Annotated in this window: 19 protein-coding genes; 10 read left to right on the forward strand and 9 right to left on the reverse strand. The window is 67.0% G+C overall.

What is annotated here, in order from left to right; translation table 11 throughout:
* The first annotated feature begins 9 nt into the window (after positions 1-9).
* On the forward strand, positions 10-1,080 hold the full coding sequence (locus tag ACEL_RS02830; protein WP_011719386.1) for a type IV pilus twitching motility protein PilT: 1,071 nt from the start codon (positions 10-12) through the stop codon (positions 1,078-1,080).
* A gap of 55 nt (positions 1,081-1,135) precedes the next feature.
* Here the strand turns inward: ACEL_RS02830 and ACEL_RS02835 are convergent, their stop codons facing one another.
* Complete coding sequence (locus ACEL_RS02835) at positions 1,136-1,942, reverse strand: GntR family transcriptional regulator (protein ID WP_011719387.1); 807 nt, start codon at positions 1,940-1,942, stop codon at positions 1,136-1,138.
* Between the two features lie 382 nt (positions 1,943-2,324).
* Here ACEL_RS02835 and ACEL_RS02840 point away from each other — a divergent pair, with 382 nt between their 5' ends.
* From ACEL_RS02840 to ACEL_RS02860, 5 genes are read left to right on the forward strand one after another with little or no spacing between them, the layout of a single operon-like run.
* Positions 2,325-3,662 (forward strand): sugar ABC transporter substrate-binding protein, encoded by a 1,338-nt coding sequence (locus tag ACEL_RS02840; protein WP_011719388.1) that lies wholly within the window; start codon positions 2,325-2,327, stop codon positions 3,660-3,662.
* A gap of 45 nt (positions 3,663-3,707) precedes the next feature.
* Complete coding sequence (locus ACEL_RS02845) at positions 3,708-4,712, forward strand: carbohydrate ABC transporter permease (RefSeq protein WP_148204511.1); 1,005 nt, start codon at positions 3,708-3,710, stop codon at positions 4,710-4,712.
* Positions 4,709-5,599, forward strand: a complete 891-nt coding sequence (locus tag ACEL_RS02850) for a carbohydrate ABC transporter permease (RefSeq protein ID WP_011719390.1) — start codon at positions 4,709-4,711, stop codon at positions 5,597-5,599. The genes ACEL_RS02845 and ACEL_RS02850 overlap by 4 nt, the downstream gene beginning before the upstream one ends.
* A complete protein-coding gene (locus ACEL_RS11365; protein ID WP_011719391.1) occupies positions 5,596-6,495 on the forward strand; it encodes a BadF/BadG/BcrA/BcrD ATPase family protein in 900 nt (299 codons plus the stop codon). The genes ACEL_RS02850 and ACEL_RS11365 overlap by 4 nt, the downstream gene beginning before the upstream one ends.
* Entirely contained in the window at positions 6,492-7,529 is a 1,038-nt protein-coding gene (locus ACEL_RS02860; protein WP_011719392.1) for an SIS domain-containing protein, read from the forward strand. Before ACEL_RS11365 ends, ACEL_RS02860 begins: the two co-directional genes overlap by 4 nt.
* Positions 7,530-7,574: 45 nt before the next feature.
* Here the strand turns inward: ACEL_RS02860 and nagA are convergent, their stop codons facing one another.
* Positions 7,575-8,753, reverse strand: coding sequence for an N-acetylglucosamine-6-phosphate deacetylase (gene nagA / locus ACEL_RS02865; protein ID WP_049751354.1), 1,179 nt, complete (start codon positions 8,751-8,753; stop codon positions 7,575-7,577).
* Positions 8,754-9,239: 486 nt separating this feature from the next.
* Here nagA and ACEL_RS02870 point away from each other — a divergent pair, with 486 nt between their 5' ends.
* Together ACEL_RS02870 and ACEL_RS02875 are read left to right on the forward strand one after the other, a co-directional pair.
* Positions 9,240-10,322 carry an ABC transporter ATP-binding protein gene (locus ACEL_RS02870; protein ID WP_011719394.1) on the forward strand — a complete coding sequence of 361 codons (1,083 nt, stop codon included), beginning with the start codon at positions 9,240-9,242 and terminating at the stop codon, positions 10,320-10,322.
* A gap of 106 nt (positions 10,323-10,428) precedes the next feature.
* Complete coding sequence (locus tag ACEL_RS02875) at positions 10,429-11,901, forward strand: PAS domain-containing sensor histidine kinase (protein WP_011719395.1); 1,473 nt, start codon at positions 10,429-10,431, stop codon at positions 11,899-11,901.
* A 16-nt stretch (positions 11,902-11,917) separates the two neighbouring features.
* Here the strand turns inward: ACEL_RS02875 and ACEL_RS02880 are convergent, their stop codons facing one another.
* The 3 genes from ACEL_RS02880 to ACEL_RS02890 all read right to left on the reverse strand — a co-directional run bounded on the left by ACEL_RS02880 (position 11,918) and on the right by ACEL_RS02890 (position 14,311).
* Positions 11,918-12,169 carry a WhiB family transcriptional regulator gene (locus ACEL_RS02880; RefSeq protein WP_011719396.1) on the reverse strand — a complete coding sequence of 84 codons (252 nt, stop codon included), beginning with the start codon at positions 12,167-12,169 and terminating at the stop codon, positions 11,918-11,920.
* A 265-nt stretch (positions 12,170-12,434) separates the two neighbouring features.
* On the reverse strand, positions 12,435-13,463 hold the full coding sequence (locus ACEL_RS02885) for a diacylglycerol/lipid kinase family protein (protein ID WP_011719397.1): 1,029 nt from the start codon (positions 13,461-13,463) through the stop codon (positions 12,435-12,437).
* Complete coding sequence (locus ACEL_RS02890) at positions 13,451-14,311, reverse strand: sugar isomerase domain-containing protein (protein WP_083760462.1); 861 nt, start codon at positions 14,309-14,311, stop codon at positions 13,451-13,453. Before ACEL_RS02890 ends, ACEL_RS02885 begins: the two co-directional genes overlap by 13 nt.
* Before the next feature lie 227 nt (positions 14,312-14,538).
* Between ACEL_RS02890 and ACEL_RS11370 the strand changes: the two genes are divergently transcribed.
* Positions 14,539-14,937 (forward strand): hypothetical protein, encoded by a 399-nt coding sequence (locus ACEL_RS11370; RefSeq protein WP_148204512.1) that lies wholly within the window; start codon positions 14,539-14,541, stop codon positions 14,935-14,937.
* A gap of 12 nt (positions 14,938-14,949) precedes the next feature.
* On the opposite strand, the gene ACEL_RS02900 is transcribed toward ACEL_RS11370, so the two are convergent.
* The 3 genes from ACEL_RS02900 to sodN all read right to left on the reverse strand — a co-directional run bounded on the left by ACEL_RS02900 (position 14,950) and on the right by sodN (position 16,868).
* Complete coding sequence (locus ACEL_RS02900) at positions 14,950-15,912, reverse strand: RNA polymerase sigma factor SigF (protein ID WP_420794981.1); 963 nt, start codon at positions 15,910-15,912, stop codon at positions 14,950-14,952.
* Positions 15,810-16,226 carry an ATP-binding protein gene (locus ACEL_RS02905; RefSeq protein ID WP_011719401.1) on the reverse strand — a complete coding sequence of 139 codons (417 nt, stop codon included), beginning with the start codon at positions 16,224-16,226 and terminating at the stop codon, positions 15,810-15,812. The genes ACEL_RS02900 and ACEL_RS02905 overlap by 103 nt, the downstream gene beginning before the upstream one ends.
* A gap of 234 nt (positions 16,227-16,460) precedes the next feature.
* Entirely contained in the window at positions 16,461-16,868 is a 408-nt protein-coding gene (gene sodN / locus ACEL_RS02910; protein ID WP_011719402.1) for a superoxide dismutase, Ni, read from the reverse strand.
* On the opposite strand from sodN, the gene sodX reads away from it, so the two are divergent.
* Positions 16,867-17,391, forward strand: coding sequence for a nickel-type superoxide dismutase maturation protease (sodX, locus tag ACEL_RS12545; protein WP_238378053.1), 525 nt, complete (start codon positions 16,867-16,869; stop codon positions 17,389-17,391). The genes sodN and sodX overlap by 2 nt on opposite strands.
* Here the strand turns inward: sodX and rfbC are convergent.
* Positions 17,364-17,969, reverse strand: a complete 606-nt coding sequence (gene rfbC / locus ACEL_RS02920) for a dTDP-4-dehydrorhamnose 3,5-epimerase (RefSeq protein WP_041834904.1) — start codon at positions 17,967-17,969, stop codon at positions 17,364-17,366. The two genes, sodX and rfbC, sit on opposite strands and share 28 nt — an antisense overlap.
* Positions 17,970-18,113 lie beyond the last annotated feature (144 nt).

The raw sequence follows: 18,113 nt of genomic DNA on the forward strand, positions 1-18,113 counted from the left end.
GTGACGCTGATGGTCGAACCGTTCCTTCGCGCCCTGGTTGAAGCGGCCGGCTCGGACCTGCACTGCAAGGTCGGGTCGCCGCCCCGCATCCGTATCGACGGCCGGCTGCGGAAATTGCAGACCCGCGATCTGACCGCGGCGGACACCGAGCGGATGGTTGCGGAAGTGATGCGCAAAGACCTCCTCGAGCAATTCGCGCGCACCAACGAGGCCGACTTCGCGTACTCGTTGCCCGGGGTCGGGCGGTTCCGGGTCAACGCCTTCCGCTCCCGCGGTTCCGCCGGCCTGGTCTTCCGGCGGGTGAGCGTCGGCGCGATTCCGCTCGAGGAGCTGGGACTGCCGCCGATCGTCGCCTCGCTCGCCCTCGAGCCGCGCGGTCTCGTCCTGGTGACGGGCCCGACCGGCGTCGGGAAGACGACGACCCTCGCGGGGATGATCGACCACATCAACAACAACCGTGAGGTGCACATCGTCACGATCGAGGATCCGATCGAGGTGCTGCACTTCGACAAGCTCGCGATGATCAATCAGCGCGAGGTCCGGGTGGACACCGAAGACTTCGCCGTCGCGCTGCGGGCCGCCATGCGACAGGACCCGGACGTCATCTTGGTCGGCGAGATGCGCGACCAGGAGACGGTCAAGGCAGCCCTCTCCGCTGCCGAGACCGGTCACTTCGTCATGTCCACCCTGCACACCACTGACGCACAGGAGACGGTGAACCGGATCATCGATTTCTTCCCGCCGCATGAGCAGAAGCAAATCCGGCTCTCCCTGGCAAGCACGCTCCGCGGCATCCTCTGCCAGCGGCTCGTCCCGCGGGCGGATGGTGAAGGACGGTGCGTGGCGATGGAGGTGTGCATCAACACCGGCCGGATCGCCGAGGCGATCGTCGACCCCGAGAAGACCGACCAGATCACCGACCTGATCGCAGAAGGCGGCTATTACGGGATGCAGACGTTTGACCAGCACCTCGTCGCGCTCATCCGTGACGGGGTGGTGACGCTGGAGGCCGCGATGGCCGCGTCCAGCAATCCGCACGACCTGACCGTCGAGCTCCGGCGGCTTGGGCTGGTCGCTTGAGCCGGCTGCCGCTGTGCGATCCACTGGCTGCCGCTGTCCGGTCCGCGTGAGCCGGCTACGGCTGTGCGATCCGTCGGCGGTCGCTGTCTGGTTCGACTGAACCGGCTGGTTGGGTGGGACGGCGCAGCCGGGCGACGAACTTGTACCGATCGCCGCGGTAGAACGAGCGGACGAACTCCACCGGCCGGCCCTCCTCGTCCAAGCTGTGCCGGCTGAGCAGGAGGAGCGGGAGTCCGACATCCGTGCCCAGGAGGTGGGCTTCGCGAGGGGGCGCGGGAACCGTCTCGATCGTTTCTTCCGCCTCCAGGAGGTGGACGCCGTACCGTTCGGCCAGGGCGGTGTAGAGCGAGGCATATTTGGCCAGCTGCCGGCGCAACCCGGGGAATCGTTGTGCGGGGAGGTGCGTCACCTCAATGGCCATCGGTTCGCCGTTCGCCAGCCGCAACCGTTCGATGCGGAGCACGCGCGTGCGCGGCCGGACGGCGAGCCGGTCGGCCAATACCTCATCGGCCGGGATGTAGCTGACGTCGAGCAGCCGGGAGGTCGGCTCCAACCCTTGGGCGCGCATGTCCTCGGTGTAGCTGGTGAGCTGCAAGAGCTGGGCGACTTTTGGCTTGGCGACGAAGGTTCCCTTGCCCTGGATGCGCTCCAGCCGTCCTTCGAGGACCAACTCCTGCAGGGCCTGGCGGACCGTCGTCCGCGACGTGCCGAACTGCGCGCTGAGGGTCCGCTCCGGCGGGACGGGGCTGCCGGCGGGCAGCGTCTCCGTCATGGCAAGGAGCTGTTGTTTGAGGGTGTAGTACTTCGGCACCCGCGGCTCATCGCCGGGCAGCTCGTCGATCTGCGGCGAAGTGGCCGTCAACCGGTCCTCCGTCTCGTTGTCGGGTTGGGGTCCGGACCGTGGGGGAGACCAGCGCGCAGGCGCGGTCTACGGAAAAACTACTCGCCATTGGTGGGGTTTCGTCGATGGCGCGGCACCGCGGCGCCGATTCGGCCACCGGTGTGCGGTGGCGGCGGTGATCCGGCGGTCGGCGTGCCGTGCCGGTCGCCAGCGCGTGCCTGACCGACAATACGGGGGAAATCGTCACAGAACGCCTCGGTTAGGTCACGGTTTCGAAACGACCAGGCACAGCGAGGGCGAAAGGACTTGACAGCGTCGGTGGTCTATGCCAACCTCACGATTGGTCTAAACCAATCGCGCCGAGTCTCGGCGTACTCGGCTGACCGTGAATCAGGGAGGACGTGTGAAATCTCGGTACCTCGCCGCGGCGGGCATTGCCGCGGTTCTCGCTGTTGCCGGATGCAGCAGCGGCAAGTCGTCAAGCGGCGGGTCGAGTGCCAGCCCGACGCCGGCCGGCTCGAGCTCGGCTTCGGCGAGCTCGAGCGCCAACACTGCCAGCGGCACGCTGACGGTCTGGCTGCAGACCGATGCCCAGACCGGGTGGCCCAAGGAGGTCGCGGCCGCCACCCAACGGTTCAACGCGAAGTACCCCAACGTCAAGGTCGACGTCCAGTACCAAACGTGGGCCGATCACCTCACCAAACTCGATGCCGCGCTTGCGGCCACCCCACCGGATGTCGTCGAACTTGGGAACACCGAGACGACGAAGTACATGGCCACCGGGGCGCTCGCCGACATCACGGCGGACAAGGGCAAGTTCGACAACTCCGACACGTGGTTGGCGGCGCTCGAGCAGTCGGTCACCTACAACGGCAAGCTGTACGGCGTGCCGTACTACGCCGGGGCGCGGGCCGTGATTTACCGGACGGACCAGTGGCAGGGCGCCGGCTTGTCCAACCCGCCGACCACCCTTGACGAGTTCCTCAAGGACGGCGAGGCGCTCAAAGCCAAGTACGGCGCGAACGACCCGAACTACTCGGCGTTGTACTGGCCGGGCAAGAACTGGTACGGTGCGATGTCCTTCGTCTACGGTTACGGCGGCGCCATCGCAACGCAGGACTCCAGCGGCAAGTGGACGGCGACCCTTGAGTCACCGCAATCCCAGGCCGGCCTCGCTGAACTCAAGAAGATTTACGACGCGCTCAGCAAGGCACCGGCCGATTCCGATGAGTCCAAGCAGGACAGCATCATGGCGCAAGGACACGTCGGCATGATTTACGGCAACGGCTGGGAGGTCGGTGTCATCACCGGCCCGAAGGACAAGGGCGGCAACCCGGACCTCAAGCTGGCGGCATTCCCGATGCCGGGTCCGGACGCGAGCAAGCCGCTGCCGAGCTTCCTGGGCGGCTCCGACCTCGTCATTCCAGCGGCCAGCCAGCACAAGGACTGGGCCGAGGAGTGGATCAACGACTTCGTCGGGAACACCGGGATGACGGCCCTCGTCAACGACGCCAAGGTGATTCCGAACACGACGTCGTTGCTGAGCCTTCTCGGCGACAACGCATTCGCCAAGGCGGCGTCCAACAGCTGGTTCGTGCCGACCGCCAAGAACTGGGCGGACGTTGAGAGCCAGAACATCCTGCAGACGATGCTCGCCAACATCCTCGGCGGCAAGCAGTCGATTGCGGATGCGACGAAAGCGGCGGACGCGCAAATCAACCAGATCCTCAACGGAAGCTGAGGGTGACGCGAGGTACGCCGTACACCGTCTGTGACGAGACGAGCAATGAGGAGTGACAGCATGGTTGCCGCCGGGACCGAGGTTACTGCGCCGTCCCGGCGGCAACCGTCTCATCGTGTCCGCGGACCGCGGCGTACGCCGTTCCGCCGCCGGCTGGTGCCGTATCTGCTGGTGCTGCCGTCGCTGGTCGTCATCGGTTTCGTTCTCGGTTACCCGGTCTACAAGCTCTTCGAAATCTCCTTCCAGCGGTTCGGTTTGCCACAGATCCTCAACATGTCGAATCACAAGCTGGGTCAACCGCCGGTCTGGGTCGGCTTTGCGAATTTCCGAGCCGCGCTGACGGACCACCAGTTCTGGACGGTGCTGTGGCGAACGCTACTGTTCACCGCGGCGAACGTCGGCGCCACGATGATTATCGGCACGTGGCTCGCGGTGCTGATGCGGCGTATCGTCCGCCCGCTGCGGTTGGCGTTGACCGGCGTCCTCATCTTCGTGTGGGCGATGCCGCAACTGGTCTCCGTGACGATCTGGAACTGGTTGTTTGACCAGCAATTCGGTGTCGTCAACTACACCCTGACCAAAATCGGCCTTGGGAATTTCCTGCACCACAACTGGTTCGAGAATCCGGTCGAAGGCTTCGGCGTGGTGACGTGCGTCGTCGTCTGGGGTGCGATTCCCTTCATCGCCATCACGATGCACGCGGCGCTCTCCCAGGTTCCGGACGAGCTTGTCGAGGCTGCCCGGGTTGACGGGGCCGGTGCGTGGCAGATTTTCCGGAGGGTCACGTTCCCGATCCTGCGCCCGGTTGTCGTCATCTTGACGAGCCTGTCCATCATCTGGGACTTCCAGGTGTTCACTCAGGTCTTCGCGATGCGGAACAACCGGCCGGAGCCGTGGTATTACCTGATGTCGATCTACGCGTTCATGGAGTCGTTCCGCGCGCACAACTACGGCTATGGCGCGGCCCTGTCCTTGATAATTCTTGCGGTGATGATGGGAGTCTCGGTGGTGTACGTCCGCCAGATGGTGAGGATCGGCGATCTGCGATGACGGCTCTTCCTACGACGGTGGTACGGGCCGGCCGGCGGCGGTCCCGGCGGGCGGGCGGCGTGACGAGCCGCGTCGGCGGCATCGCCGCCCACATTGCGGCGGTCGTGGTGCTGGTCGTCATGCTCTTCCCGGTGTACTGGGCGGTCTCCACCTCGTTCAAACGAGGGCTCGACATGAACCGCATCACCCCGCTCTGGTTTCCGATTCCGGGGACGCTGCAGCATTACCGGGACGCCTGGCACAAGGAATTCTTCCTCTCCAGCTTGAAGAATTCAGCGATTGTCGTGGCGAGTGTCGTCGTCATCTCCATTGCGGTGGCGTTCCTCGCTGCGATTGCGATCGCCCGTACCCGGTTCCGTGGCCGCAAGGCGTACATCGTCCTCATCATGGGCATCCAGATGATCCCGCAGATCGCGTTGATTCTGCCGCTCTTCGTCATGTTGAGCTACGTGCACAAGCAGAACACCGTCGTCGGGTTGACGTTCACCTACCTGGCGTTCATCCTGCCGTTTTCGATCTGGACCCTCCGCGGCTTCGTCGCCAACATTCCGGTGGACCTTGAAGAAGCGGCGATGATCGATGGATGCAGCCGTCCCGGCGCCTTCCTCCGGGTGACATTTCCCCTCATTGCACCCGGACTTGTCGCTACCGCCATCTTCGCGTTCATCCAGTCGTTCAACGAATTCCTCTTCGCATACGTCATCATGCAGGACAACAACAAATGGACCGCATCGGTCTGGCTGGAGTCATTCCTGACCCAACAGCAAATTGACTGGGGTGGCCTGATGGCGGGTGCCACGATGCTGTCGATTCCAATCGTCATCGGTTTTCTCCTTGTCCAACGGTACGTCGCGGTCGGTCTCACCGCGGGAGCGGTGAAAGGGTGAGCGGTGCGATCGGAGCGGACCTGGCCGGAGGAGCGATCCTTGGTGTAGACGCCGGAGGTTCGGGAACTCGGGCTGTTCTCGTTCGAAACGGAGCCGTCGTCGCCCGTTACGAGGACCGCCCGCTCAATGTGCTGCTGCATCCGGACGCGGTGAGTCGTCTCGTCGCGCTCATTCAAGGATCGCGGGCATCCGCGGCGGGACTCGGTCTCGCGGGGATCCGCGGCAGCCAGGAAGCCGAGAAATTGCGCGCCGTGTTGGCGGCGGAGACCGGCGTCACGGTAGCGGTCGCCGATGACACCGAGGCTGCCTTTCTCGGCGCGTTTCGCGGCGAACCGGGCATTATCGTTATTGCCGGCACGGGAAGCAACGCGTTCGGCCGCAACGGTTCCGGCAGGGTGGCGAGGGTCGGCGGACACGGATTCCTTCTTGGTGACGACGGCGGCGGGTACTGGATCGCCAATCGGGCGATCCGTGCCGCGTTGCATTCTTACGACGGCACCGGTCCCAAGTCGCCGGCCCTGGAAGCCGCGGTGCTCGCCGGCTTCGGCATGACTGACGACGGCTTTGACGGCGTCGTCCGGGTGGTGCACAGCGCTCCGGCCGATCGCCACGTGGTGGCGCGTCTCGCACCGGTCGTGATGGCCCTCGACGATCCCGTGGTCAGCGGCATTCTGGACGACGCCGCGGCGGCGCTGATTGCGATGGCGAACGCCCTCCGCGGCCGGTTGGGAGCCGACCTGCCGGTGGCGATGCACGGCGGGGTCTTCCAGAATCCGCGGATCCGGGAACGCTTTGTCGCGGCGACCGGCGCCGTTGAACCGGCGGAAGCCCCAGAATTCGGCGCGATTCGGCTGGTCCTCGAAGTCGTACGTGGCAGGGGAGGGGTGTGGGCATGAGCGAGGTACGGCCGGGCACCTTCATGGCGGCAGAAATTGCCGAGCAACCGCAGGTACTGGAACGTCTTTTGCGGGACGGTTGGCCGGAGATTCGCCAGATTGCCGTCGCGATCCGCCGCCGGGCTCCGCGGTACGTCGTGCTCGCCGCGCGCGGCACCAGCGACCACGCCGCTCTCTACGCGAAATACCTCATCGAGACGGTCCTCGGCCTGCCGGCAGCCTTGGCCGCACCGTCGACCATCACCGCGTATCGAGCACGGCCCGCGCTGCGCGATGTGCTCTACGTCGGGGTCAGCCAGTCGGGTGGCTCACCGGATTTGGTGACCTGCCTCGACGTTGCGCGGCAATGCGGCGCGACCACGTTAGCGGTCACGAATACCGCGATGTCGCCGCTCGCCGCGGTCGCCGAATTCCACCTCGACATTCTCGCCGGGCCCGAACGTGCCATCGCCGCGACGAAGACGTACACCGCGGAACTCCTCACGCTCTACCTGCTTGTCGAAGCGCTTCGCGACGCCGACCCGGCGGCCGCCGGGAGCGTCATCGACGCGACAGCACAGGCTGTTGCCGCCGTCGAACCGGTCCAGGCCGCCGCGGGCCGGTTGGTCGGCGCTGACCGCTTTGTCGTGACCGGCCGAGGATTCGGCTATCCGACAGCGCTGGAGGGTGCGCTGAAACTCATGGAGACGTGCTACGTCGCCGCGCACGGCTTCTCGGCTGCGGATTTGATGCACGGGCCGGTGGCAATCGTTGAACGGCGGACACCGGTCATCGTGGTCTCACCCGGCGGCATGAGCACCGACCTCGTTCGTCCCGTCTTTGAGCGCCTGACGGAACTCGGAGCGGATCGCACCCTCATCGGCGGTGGTTGCGCGGCTCCGGATGCGATGGTGCCGTTGCCGGCCGTTGCCGAGGAATTGTCACCGGTCGTCAGCATCGTTCCGCTGCAGCTGCTTGCCCTCGAACTTGCACGGGCCCGCGGCGTTGACCCCGATCACCCCCGCGGCTTGAGCAAGGTAACGCAGACCTTCTGACGCCGCGCATCGACCGCAACAGGTCAGCATCCCGGCTGCGCGAAATCAGATGACGCTTGGTGCGCGGTACACCTCTTGCCCGTTGACCCATGTCTGCAGCGGCGTGAACTCATCGCTCCACCAGACGAGATCCGCGCTGACGCCGGGTGCGAGCCGACCCAGATCCGTGCGGCCCAGAACGTCGGCCGGCGTGGTCGTTGCCGCACGGAGGACCTCCTCCGCTGGACGACCCAGGCCGATCAGGTTGCGGACGTGCTGGTCGAGAAAGGTCGCCGCACCGGCGATCGTGCCGTCGAAATTCCGGGCCAACGGGTCACCGGGGGCCAGCCGAATCGGCCGTCCGCCAAGGGTGTACGTGCCCGGCGGCATGCCGGCCGGTGCGACGGCGTCCGTCACGAGACAGACCCGACCCGGTGCCGCGGTGAGCACCAGCGCGCAAATTTGCGGCGCAACGTGATGGAAGTCCGCAATGAGGCCGACGGCCAGCCGGGGCTCGACGAGAGCCTGCCCGGCGACGCCCGGTTCCCGGTGGGAAATGCCGCGTTGCGCGTTGAAAATGTGGGTCACCATCCGGGCGCCGGCGTCCACCGCCTGCTGGACCTGATGGGCCAACGCGTCGGAGTGTCCAATCGCCACCCGGATCCCGGCCGCTGTCAGCCGCGCAATTGCGGGCAGTGCCTCGGGCAGTTCCGGTGCAAGAGTGATCATCGTGATCGTCGATTGCTCGGCCAGCAGCGGTTCGAGGTTCTCGGGGGTGGGGTGGCACATGTGGCGCGGATCGTGCACACCCGGACGCTCCGGAGAGATGAACGGGCCCTCGACGTGCATGCCGACCGGCTTGGCGCCCGCGCCGTCCAGCTTCGGACGCACCTCGGCGAAACGCCGGATGGCCGAAACGAGCTGGGGGATCGGGCCGGTGATGATCGTTGGTTGGAAGGCCGTGACGCCGTGGGCGGGCAGGGCCGCGCAGACCGCCTGCCATTCCGCCGGCGTTGCGGCGGCGAAATCCACCCCAAGACAACCGTTGATCTGCAGGTCGATCAGGCCGGGACTGAGCACGCCGTCCGGAAGCGCGACGTGACGCCGCCCGGGCGCCGGCCGGCCTTCGATCACCTCGATGATCAGCCCATCTTCGACAACGACCGCACCGGGGCCGGTCAATCGAGTGCCAACCAGCAGGCGCGGCGCAGAAATGATGGTCACGTCGTCCTCACCGATCGTCATGGGCACGGAGTGTCAGCCCGGGGTCGCCGGTGGTGCGACCCCGTCCACGTCGTCCCCGCCGTGCGGTGAGTTCGGGACGCGCGTCGACACCAACCGCTTGTGATTGTGGACTAGACCAATGCTCGCTGTCCAGCGCCTGGCGCGAAATTGGTCCAGACCATACCGTACTGTTATGACCGCGTCTGCATCCCGACCGCCGCCCCCAACCCGCCGGCTTCCCGGCCACCGCCCAGGGCGGCCCGGCCTCCGCCGCCGCCGACCCGCCGGCATCCCGGCCAGTGCCGGTTCCTTGCGCGGCAATGGCCCACCTCCTGCCGCCTGGTGTGGCTCGTGATCGTCCACCCGAGTCCATGACCCGCGACCTGCCGCCAGTCCGACAATTGATGGAAAAGCCTCTTGCGCATGCGTTAACAACGCCGTAGCATCAGCCCAACTGGTCGGTACGGTCGGCCGCCCGATACATCGAATACCCGCAGGAGTTGTGCCATGGCCAAGGTCGTCTTCGAGAAAGCCACCCGCATCTACCCCGGAACGCAGACCCCCGCTGTGTCCTCTCTCGATCTAGAGATCGAGGACGGCGAATTCATGGTTTTGGTCGGGCCTTCCGGGTCAGGGAAGACGACCGCGCTGCGGATGCTCGCCGGCTTGGAGGCTGTCGACGAGGGGCGGATTTACATTGGCGATCGCGACGTGACCGACGTCCAGCCGAAGGACCGCGACATCGCGATGGTGTTTCAGAATTACGCGCTCTACCCCCACATGACGGTCGCTGAGAACATCGGGTTCCACCTGAAGATCAAGAAGCGGCCGAAGGCAGAGATCAGGCAGCGCGTTCTTGAGGCCGCGCGTCTCTTGGACCTCGAACCGTATCTGGACCGCAAGCCCGCCCGTCTCTCCGGTGGCCAGAGGCAGCGGGTCGCGATGGGTCGGGCGATCGTCCGGCAACCCCAGGTCTTCTTGATGGACGAGCCGCTCTCCAACCTTGACGCAAAGCTCCGGGTGGCGACCCGTACACAGATCGCTTCCTTGCAGCGCCGGCTGGGCGTCACCACCGTGTACGTGACCCACGACCAGGTCGAAGCGATGACGATGGGTGACCGCGTCGCGGTGCTCCGCGACGGCCTGCTCCAGCAGTGCGACACACCGCGGGTGCTCTTCGACCGGCCGGTCAACGTCTTCGTCGCCGGCTTCATCGGCAGTCCGGCGATGAACCTCATCGACGTACCGGTTACCGAAGCCGGTGCGCAGTTCGCCAACCGCACGGTGCCGCTCACGCCGACGCAGCGGGCGGCTCTCACCGGCAACAGCGTCACCCTTGGTGTCCGGCCGGAAGGCTGGGAGATCGTCTCACCCACCGAAGGAGTGCGGGGCGTGGTCGAGCTCGTTGAGGAGCTCGGCTCCGACTCCTACGCGTATGTCACGCCTGAGTACGACCCGAACCGGACGATCATCGTCCGGCCTACGGGTGGTACGGCGACGCCGCACAAGGGCGATCAGATCGGCCTGACGCCGCGGCCGCACGCGGTGCACCTCTTCGACACGGCCACGGGGCTTCGCCTGCCTGATTAAGCCGGGTCCCATACTGAGCGCAGCGAACCACTCGACGTTCCGAGCGGAGCTACCCGCCCTCGCACCTGTGGGCCGCCGAGCGGGACAGCGGAAGGGGTAGCGTTCGGTGGCTGACCTGGCTGACGTCCTCCGTCGTCACACGGCTCTCGATGACGCGGACGTCGAGTGGTTGCACCTCCTCGTCGCGGAGTGGCAGCTCCTGGCCGACCTCTCCTTCGCCGACCTGCTGCTCTGGGTTCCGACGGCCGCCGGCCGGGGCTTTGTTGCCGCGGCCCAGATTCGGCCGGTCACCTCGCAGACCGCCTATGTGGAAGACAAGGTCGGTGAGGTGATTCCCGAGGGACGACGTCCGCTTGTCGACCGCGCCTGGCAGGAGGGTCGGATCGTCCGCGAAGGAGATCCGGAGTGGGGGAGCGGGATTCCGGTGCGGGAAGAGGCATTTCCCGTCCGGCACGCCGACCGGGTCATCGCGGTCGTTGCGCGGCACACCAACCTGGCTGCCGCCCGGACCCCAAGCCGCCTTGAGCTGACGTACCTGGCGTCTGCCGCCGACCTCGCGACCATGGTCGCGGAGGGCCGGTTTCCGTTCCCGGGGAGCCAGGTCGACTCAGACAGCTCGCCGCGGGCCGGTGACGGACTCATCCGCCTTGATCCGGAGGGTCGGGTCGATTACGCCAGCCCGAACGCCGTCTCGGCGTACCGGCGGCTTGGGCACACGGGCGATCTGGTCGGCGTCCATCTCGGGGAGACGACAGCGCGGCTTGCCCGGCCGGTGGATCTGCTGGACGAACCGGTTGCCTGGCTAGTCAGTGGTCTCGGCGGCCGGGATGCGGAGGTCGAGATCGAGGCGCAGGGCGCGGTCGTACGGCTTCGATCCATTCCGCTGCTCCCAGGCGGCAAGCGGGTCGGCACCCTGGTCCTGCTTCGCGACGTCACCGAGTTGCGACGTCGGGAGCGCGCCCTGGTCAGCAAGGATGCCACGATCCGCGAAATTCACCATCGTGTGAAGAACAACCTGCAAACGGTGGCCGCGCTCTTGCGGCTCCAAGCCCGGCGGCTGGCGGTCCCGGAGGCGCAAGCGGCTCTGGAGGAGGCGGTACGCCGGGTGCGGGCGATCGCCCTCGTGCATGAGACGTTGTCGCATACCCTCGACGGCCCGGTGAACTTCGATGAGGTGGCAGATCAGCTGCTTGCGATGGTCCGGGACGTCGGCACTGCGGAAGGTGCTGCCTCCGCTGATGTTCGGCGTGCGGGGTCCTTTGGCCTCCTGCCGGCGGCTCTCGCGACGCCGTTGGCGATGGTTCTCGTCGAACTGCTGCAGAACGCGATGGAACACGGCCGAGGCAGTGTCGTCGAGGTTCGCGCGGCGCAGCACGGCCGCACGTTGGAGGTCGTCGTCGCCGATGACGGCCCGGGACTGCCGCCGGGATTCTCGCTGGCCCGATCGTCCAGGCTCGGACTGCAGATTGTCCGCACTCTGGTCGAAGGCGACCTGCATGGGGTCTTCGAGTTGCGGCCGCGCGACAGCCGCGGCACTCTCGCGATCGCCCGTATCGGGCTTCCAGCGACGCCGGGATAGCTTCGCGTGAACCGGCTCAGACCGTCTGTGGCCGAAGACGCGCGTTCCGCCGCTTCAAAGCGCGGCGTTCCTCCTCTGTGAGGCCGCCCCAGATTCCCGCGTCTTGACCTGTCTCCAGGGCCCAGTTCAGGCACTCCGTGCGGACCGGGCAGCGCCGACACACCGCCTTGGCCTGTTCGATCTGCAGCAGGGCGGGCCCTGTCGTGCCAATAGGGAAGAAGAGCTCCGGGTCCTCGTCACGGCAGGCAGCGCGGTGGCGCCAGTCCATCGGGTCCACTCCTCGAATCACTCCGCAGGGCGGTAGCTCTGCGCTCTCGTCAGCTCGTTGTCGCGTTACGTCGTGCCGGCGTCACGATGCGCTGTCGGTTCGCATGACACCGCCTGCCACCTTACCGGAGAACCGGCAGCTTGTGAATAGTTTCACGAGCGGTGTCCGTCACAAGGTCGGCTGGTCGGCGCAACGGCGTCACGTGATGGTTGACGCCCGAGAGTCAGCCGGAGTTTCGGCGCGCAGGTCGACGGTCGCGAGCACGTCAGCGGGGTGCCGCGATCACGGACAGGGCGGACGGGACAGCGATCAGCTCCGCGGAGCGGACGACGCCGAGGTACTCCCCGTCGGCATGCGCCGGGGCAGCCGGTTCGGCGGCGACGCTGACGAGGTCGAGGTCGTGGGCTCGCCACGTCCGGGCGGGATTGAGGCGGCGTCCGGTGAGCAGCCGTAGCGCCGTTGTGATCGTCGGCACGATGCGCGGAGTGCGCAGGCCGAACACGTCGAGGCCGGTGTCGAACGAAGCGTCCGGGGTTGGTGCCAAGGGAATCGGGCCGAGGTAGGTCCACGGGGTCGTATTGGTGATGACCAGCAACTGGTGCGCGATCGCAGGTTCCGGATGAGTCGCGCCACCCGGTGTCGCGCTGGCGCCCGCGACTCTGGCATCGGGGGCGGCTCGGGTGTACACGAGGAAACGACCACCAGGATGCCGGGGGCCGAGCGCGGCAATGGTCTGGGCGACGTACTGCGCCGAGTCGGCCCGCCGACCGGCTGCGCGTAACTGCGCGATGCGTCGGACGACGTCGGCGTCCAACCCGAACCCGGCGGAGAACGTGAACCACCGCGCCGAAGACGCGGGGTCGGTCACGTGCAGAACGCCAAGACTGATCCGGCGTCGATGACCGGCGGCCAGCCACTGTCGGAGCATGCGCGCGGCCCGCCGCGGTTGGTTGGGGAGGCCGAGGGCGCGGGCGAAGACGTTCGCGTTCCCGGCGGGCAGGATCGCCAGCGCCGGGGTGCGTTCCGGCGGGGACCATGTCGCTGCTTCGGCGGCGGACGGCGGTGTGCCGAGCAGACCGTGGACGGTTTCGTTCGCGGTGCCGTCGCCGCCGATCGTGATGACGAGGTCGTAATCCTCAACCACTGCTTTCGCGGCCAATTCGACCGCGTGACCCGGACGGCTTGTCTCGGCGACCTCGATGGCGGCGACCGTGCTGAGCAAGTTGATGAGATCACCTCGTCGCAGCCGGCGCATGCCGGTGGCCGCCGGATTGACGAGAATCAGCGCTCGCATGGCGGTGCCTGGGCCGGTGGTTCGAGCGGTATCTGGGCCGGTGGTTCGAGCGGCGTCTGGAGGGCCCGCGCTTGGGCGGCGAGGAGCCGTTGCCGGTAGGCACGGAAGATCGTCGCTGGGTCGCGGTCGGTGTCCGGGCCCTGACCGGGTGCCGCGGCGTCGAGGCGCGCGGTGGGTGCAACGAAGGTGGGCAGCGTGACGCCCGAGTCGGACAGTCGTGCCGCCGTCCGGGTCAGGAGTTCGTGGGTGATCGCGCACGTGACGACGGTGGAGGCGGCTCCGAGCGGCGCATGCCACCCGGGGATCGCCACGATGGCGTCAGCGCGCGGCACCCCGGTGTCCAGGACGTAGTCGCAGATCTCGGCCAGCCGCCGGCCGCTCGAGTGCGTGGCCGGGAGGTCGGCGTTGGCCAGCGACGTGACGGCTACCGTGACGAGACCCCGCTCGGCGGCGTACTGGGCGGTCTCGATGGCCGCAGCATTGCGTCCGCTGTGCGAGTAGACGAGCAGGACATCGCCGGCGTTGAGCGGTTGGTGGGCGAGGTAGTTCTCGATGTAGTGCTCCGCCCGCTCGAGCCAGAGCAGTTCCGGCACCCCGCCGGGGCCGGTGACCGTGTGCCAGAGCAATCGCGGATCTGTCAGCGGATGCAGGCCGACGTAGCTGCCGTACCGCGGGAAGGCGTCGAGGGCGGGCAGCGCCGAATGTCCGCTGCCGAAAAGGTGGATCAGCCCTCCCTCCTGGAGGGTTGTTGCGCACTGATCGGCGACCGTGTCGAGGACGTCGTCAAGACGCGCGGCGGCCGCGGCGAGCAGTTCGCTCACCCCGCGCAGGTAGCCGCTGGTCGCCACCGGGCTCTCCTCCGTCCTGTCGTTGCGATTATCGCGGCAGAGGTGGGTGTCTCGCTGCGCTCGGTCGATCCGCGGCTGGCGGTCGGCCGCCGGGCACCGCCCGGCAGGTGGGCTCGGTACGGCGGGTCGGCCGGGCACGGCATCGGCACAAAGCGCCGGCTGGGCACGGTATCGGCGGGTCGGTCGGGCACGGTATCGGCGCGGATCCGCGTTGCTACGCTGACCTCGTGATCTCTAGCGCGGCCAGACGGCGAGCTGATCGCTGGCCGCTGCTGACCGCCGTCGTCGTCGCTTGGATCGAAGCGGCGGCTCTCGTCTCCTTCGCCATTGGCATGGCGGTGTATCAGCTGACCGGACACCGTGCGTTCGATCCGCCGGTTGCCTGGCTGCTCTGTGGCCTTGCGGCTCTTGCCGGCGGCGGACTCGGTGCGGCGGGTCATGCCTTGTGGCGAGGACGCCGGTACGGCCGCTCGCCGGTGGTCGTCGCCCAGGTGCTGGCGGTACCCATCGCGGTCGACGCGCTGCGGCACGGCGTGTGGTGGGTCGGCGTACCGCTCGGGCTCGTCGCACTTGCCGGCCTGGTAGGCGTTTTCGCGCCGTCGACCACCCGGACGCTGTACGGCTGACCGGTTATCCATTCATTGGTCGGCGAGCAGACCTTCGCGTAAGCGGGCGAGCGTGCGGGCCAGCAGTCGGGACACGTGCATCTGAGAAATTCCGAGTTCGGCCGCGATCTGCGATTGCGTCATGTTGCGGAAGAAGCGGAGGAGGAGGATGCGCTTTTCCCGCGGTGGCAGTTTCTCCAGTAACGGCTTGAGCGATTCGCGGTATTCGACGCCTTCGAGCGCCTCGTCGATATTTCCCAGCGTATCCGCGACGGCGAGCGCGTCGGCGTCGTCCGTCTCCGGGGTGTCCAGCGAAATGGTGGAGTAGGCGTTCGCGGATTCCAGACCCTCCAGGATTTCGTCCTCAGACATGCCGAGATGGTCGGCAAGCTCGCTGACCGTGGGGGCGCGGCCGTACTGCTGGGACAGTTCGCTGGTCGCTTTCGCCAGTGACATTTTGAGTTCCTGCAGGCGGCGCGGAACCCGGATCGCCCAGCCTCTGTCCCGGAAGTAGCGTTTGATCTCGCCGACGATGGTGGGTGTCGCGTAGGTGGAGAATTCAACACCCCGCTCGACGTCGAAACGGTCGATCGCCTTGATGAGGCCGATGGTCGCCACCTGTACGAGATCGTCGTGCGGTTCCCCGCGATTGCGAAACCGCCGAGCCAAGTATTCGACGAGAGGCAGGTGGGTTTGGACCAGCTCGGAGCGGATTTCTTGCCGCCGTGGGGATTCCGGCGGCAGCGCGGCCATTTCGGCGAACAAGGCGCGGGTGCGCTCCCGGTCGGTGACGATAGCGGACGACGGCGTCTCACCCTGAGGCGCGTCCAGTGCGGCCGGCGCATCGTCGAGCGGCTCGATCTGTTGATCAACCGGCGCGTGGTGACCGCTCGTCACGTGTCCGTCCCGCGCCGTTTGAGGAGAACGATCGACTGCCGGCCGTCGGATTCGGCCCGGGTCTCGACGTGACCGGCCAGCGCCGCGAGGACGTTCCACGCGAAAGAATCCTTGGGCACCGAGCGGGTACCGGGTGCAGTCACGGTGATCTCCAAGCCGTCTCCGGTCAGCTCAAAGGCGCACGACATGACTGCGTCGGGCGGGCTCGTGCCGAGGAGCAGGGAGCAGGCTTCGTCGACGGCGATCCGTAGGTCCTCGATGTCATCCAGGGTGAAGTCGAGCCGCGCCGCCAAGCTCGCGGTGGTGGTGCGCAGTACGGCGAGATACGCGGCCGTGGCTGGCAGTTCAATCGTCACGAGATCGCGGATGCCAACCGTCCCGGCCGGGGTCGTCGGTTCGCGGACATCGTCCACCTCGCCCGGCTCGGCGGTGTCGGCCGCCGCCGTCGCGCGGGCGTTACCGGCCGCAGCTGGATCGTGCGCGTCTTCGGTCACCCGATCTCCCGCTCTGCTGCGTGGTGCTTGTCGATCTCCGCCCTGAGAGCATCGATCCGGTATGACTCTACGGATCGAGCCGGTTTGACTGTACGGGGCACATCGCCCGGGGCGCGGTGAACGCCCCGGGACGACGTCGCGATCGCGTGTCGGTCAGCCCTGCTTGGTCTCCCAGAAGATCTTGTCAATCTCGGCGATTTTGTCCAGGAGCTGCTGGGCGACAGCCGGGTCTTGCTGACCTTTCGCCCCGGCGGCGCCGGCGAGCTTGGTGGCCTCCCAGAACAGTTGGTGGAGCTGTGGGTACTTCTCCAAGTGGTTGGGCTTGAAGTAATCCGTCCAGAGCACCCACAGGTGGTGTTTCACAAGCTCAGCACGTTGTTCCTTGATGAACAGAGCCCGGGCTCGGAAGGCGGGGTCGTCGTTGGCTTGGTATTTCTCCATGATGGCCTTGACGGATTCCGCTTCGATGCGGGCCTGGGCAGGATCGTAGACCCCGCACGGCAGATCACAGTGCGCATGGACGGTTGTGCGGGGGGTGAGAAGGCGAGCGAGTACCTTCATGACAACTCCTTCCAGTGGACGTCGTCGGCGTGCGGACGAGCGGTCCGGCGTGCCGCCGTGGACGCCGTCCGGCGCTGGTGTCCGCGGGCGGCGGATGCCTGTCGTTTTGACCCTACCCCTCGCCTTGATCGCTTCACTCAGGACGGCGCCGGTCGGTTGGCGGAACCGATGGCGGGCGGTGGTCGTCGAGGGGGCTTCGATGCTGCCGACCCTGCACTCGGGTGATTGCTTGCTCGTCGTCCGCACGTCCCGGCTGCACCCAGGCGATATGGTCGTCGCCCGTCACCCTCGGGAGCCTGGTCGTCTCGTCGTCAAGCGTCTCGCGTGGGAAACAGAGACCGGGTGGTGGCTCGTGTCGGATAATCCGCAGGCGCCGGGTGCGGCCGATAGTTTTCACTTCGGGGCCGTGCCATCGGCGGATATTGTGGGTCGTGTCGTGCTGCGATATTTCCCGCTGACGCGTCTCGCATGGTGGCTGCGCCGGCGGCCGGTGTGTTACGAGCGGGAGCGCAGAGAGGCGTAGAACGCCAGGCATTCGGCGTACGTGGGGAGCAATCCGTCCGCGGCCGCCTTCGCCAGTCCGGGAGCTGCGGCGTCCTTCGCCGACAAGATGGGCTCGATGTCGCGCGGCCAGGGAATTCCCAGTTCCTCGTCGAGCGGATTGACGCCGTGCTCTCGTTCCGGCGCGTATCCGGTTGAGCAGAGGTAGGTCACGACGGCGTCGTCGGTCAATGCCATGAACGCGTGCCCGAGACCTTCGGAAATGTAGACGGCGCGGCGGTCGACGTCATCGAGGCGGACCGTGTCGAGGCGGCCGAACGTGGGCGAGCCGACACGGATGTCGACGACGACATCCAGGACAGCTCCGCGGGCGCAGTACACGTACTTCGCCTGACTTGGCGGGACGTCAGCGAAGTGGACGCCGCGGATGGTGCCCCGCCGCGAGACGGACTGGTTCGACTGCGCAATGGCCATCTGGTGACCGATCACCCTGCTGAGGACGTCGGCGCGGAACCACTCAAGGAAGACGCCACGCTCATCGGGGTACTGGCGCGGCGTGAACACCCAGGCGTCGGGAACCGCGAGAGGGGCGACATCCATGGTCCACAGCCTATCGGGAGGCAATGCGCGTCCGGCTCGTGACACAACACCGCTCCCGACCGGGGGGCAACGCTCCGCCGGTCGGTGGCGCAGCGCCTCCCGGCTCGAAGCACCGGTGGGCCGGAGGCACCGGCGGTGGCCTTG

The organism is Acidothermus cellulolyticus 11B (assembly GCF_000015025.1).
GTDB lineage: Bacteria > Actinomycetota > Actinomycetes > Acidothermales > Acidothermaceae > Acidothermus > Acidothermus cellulolyticus.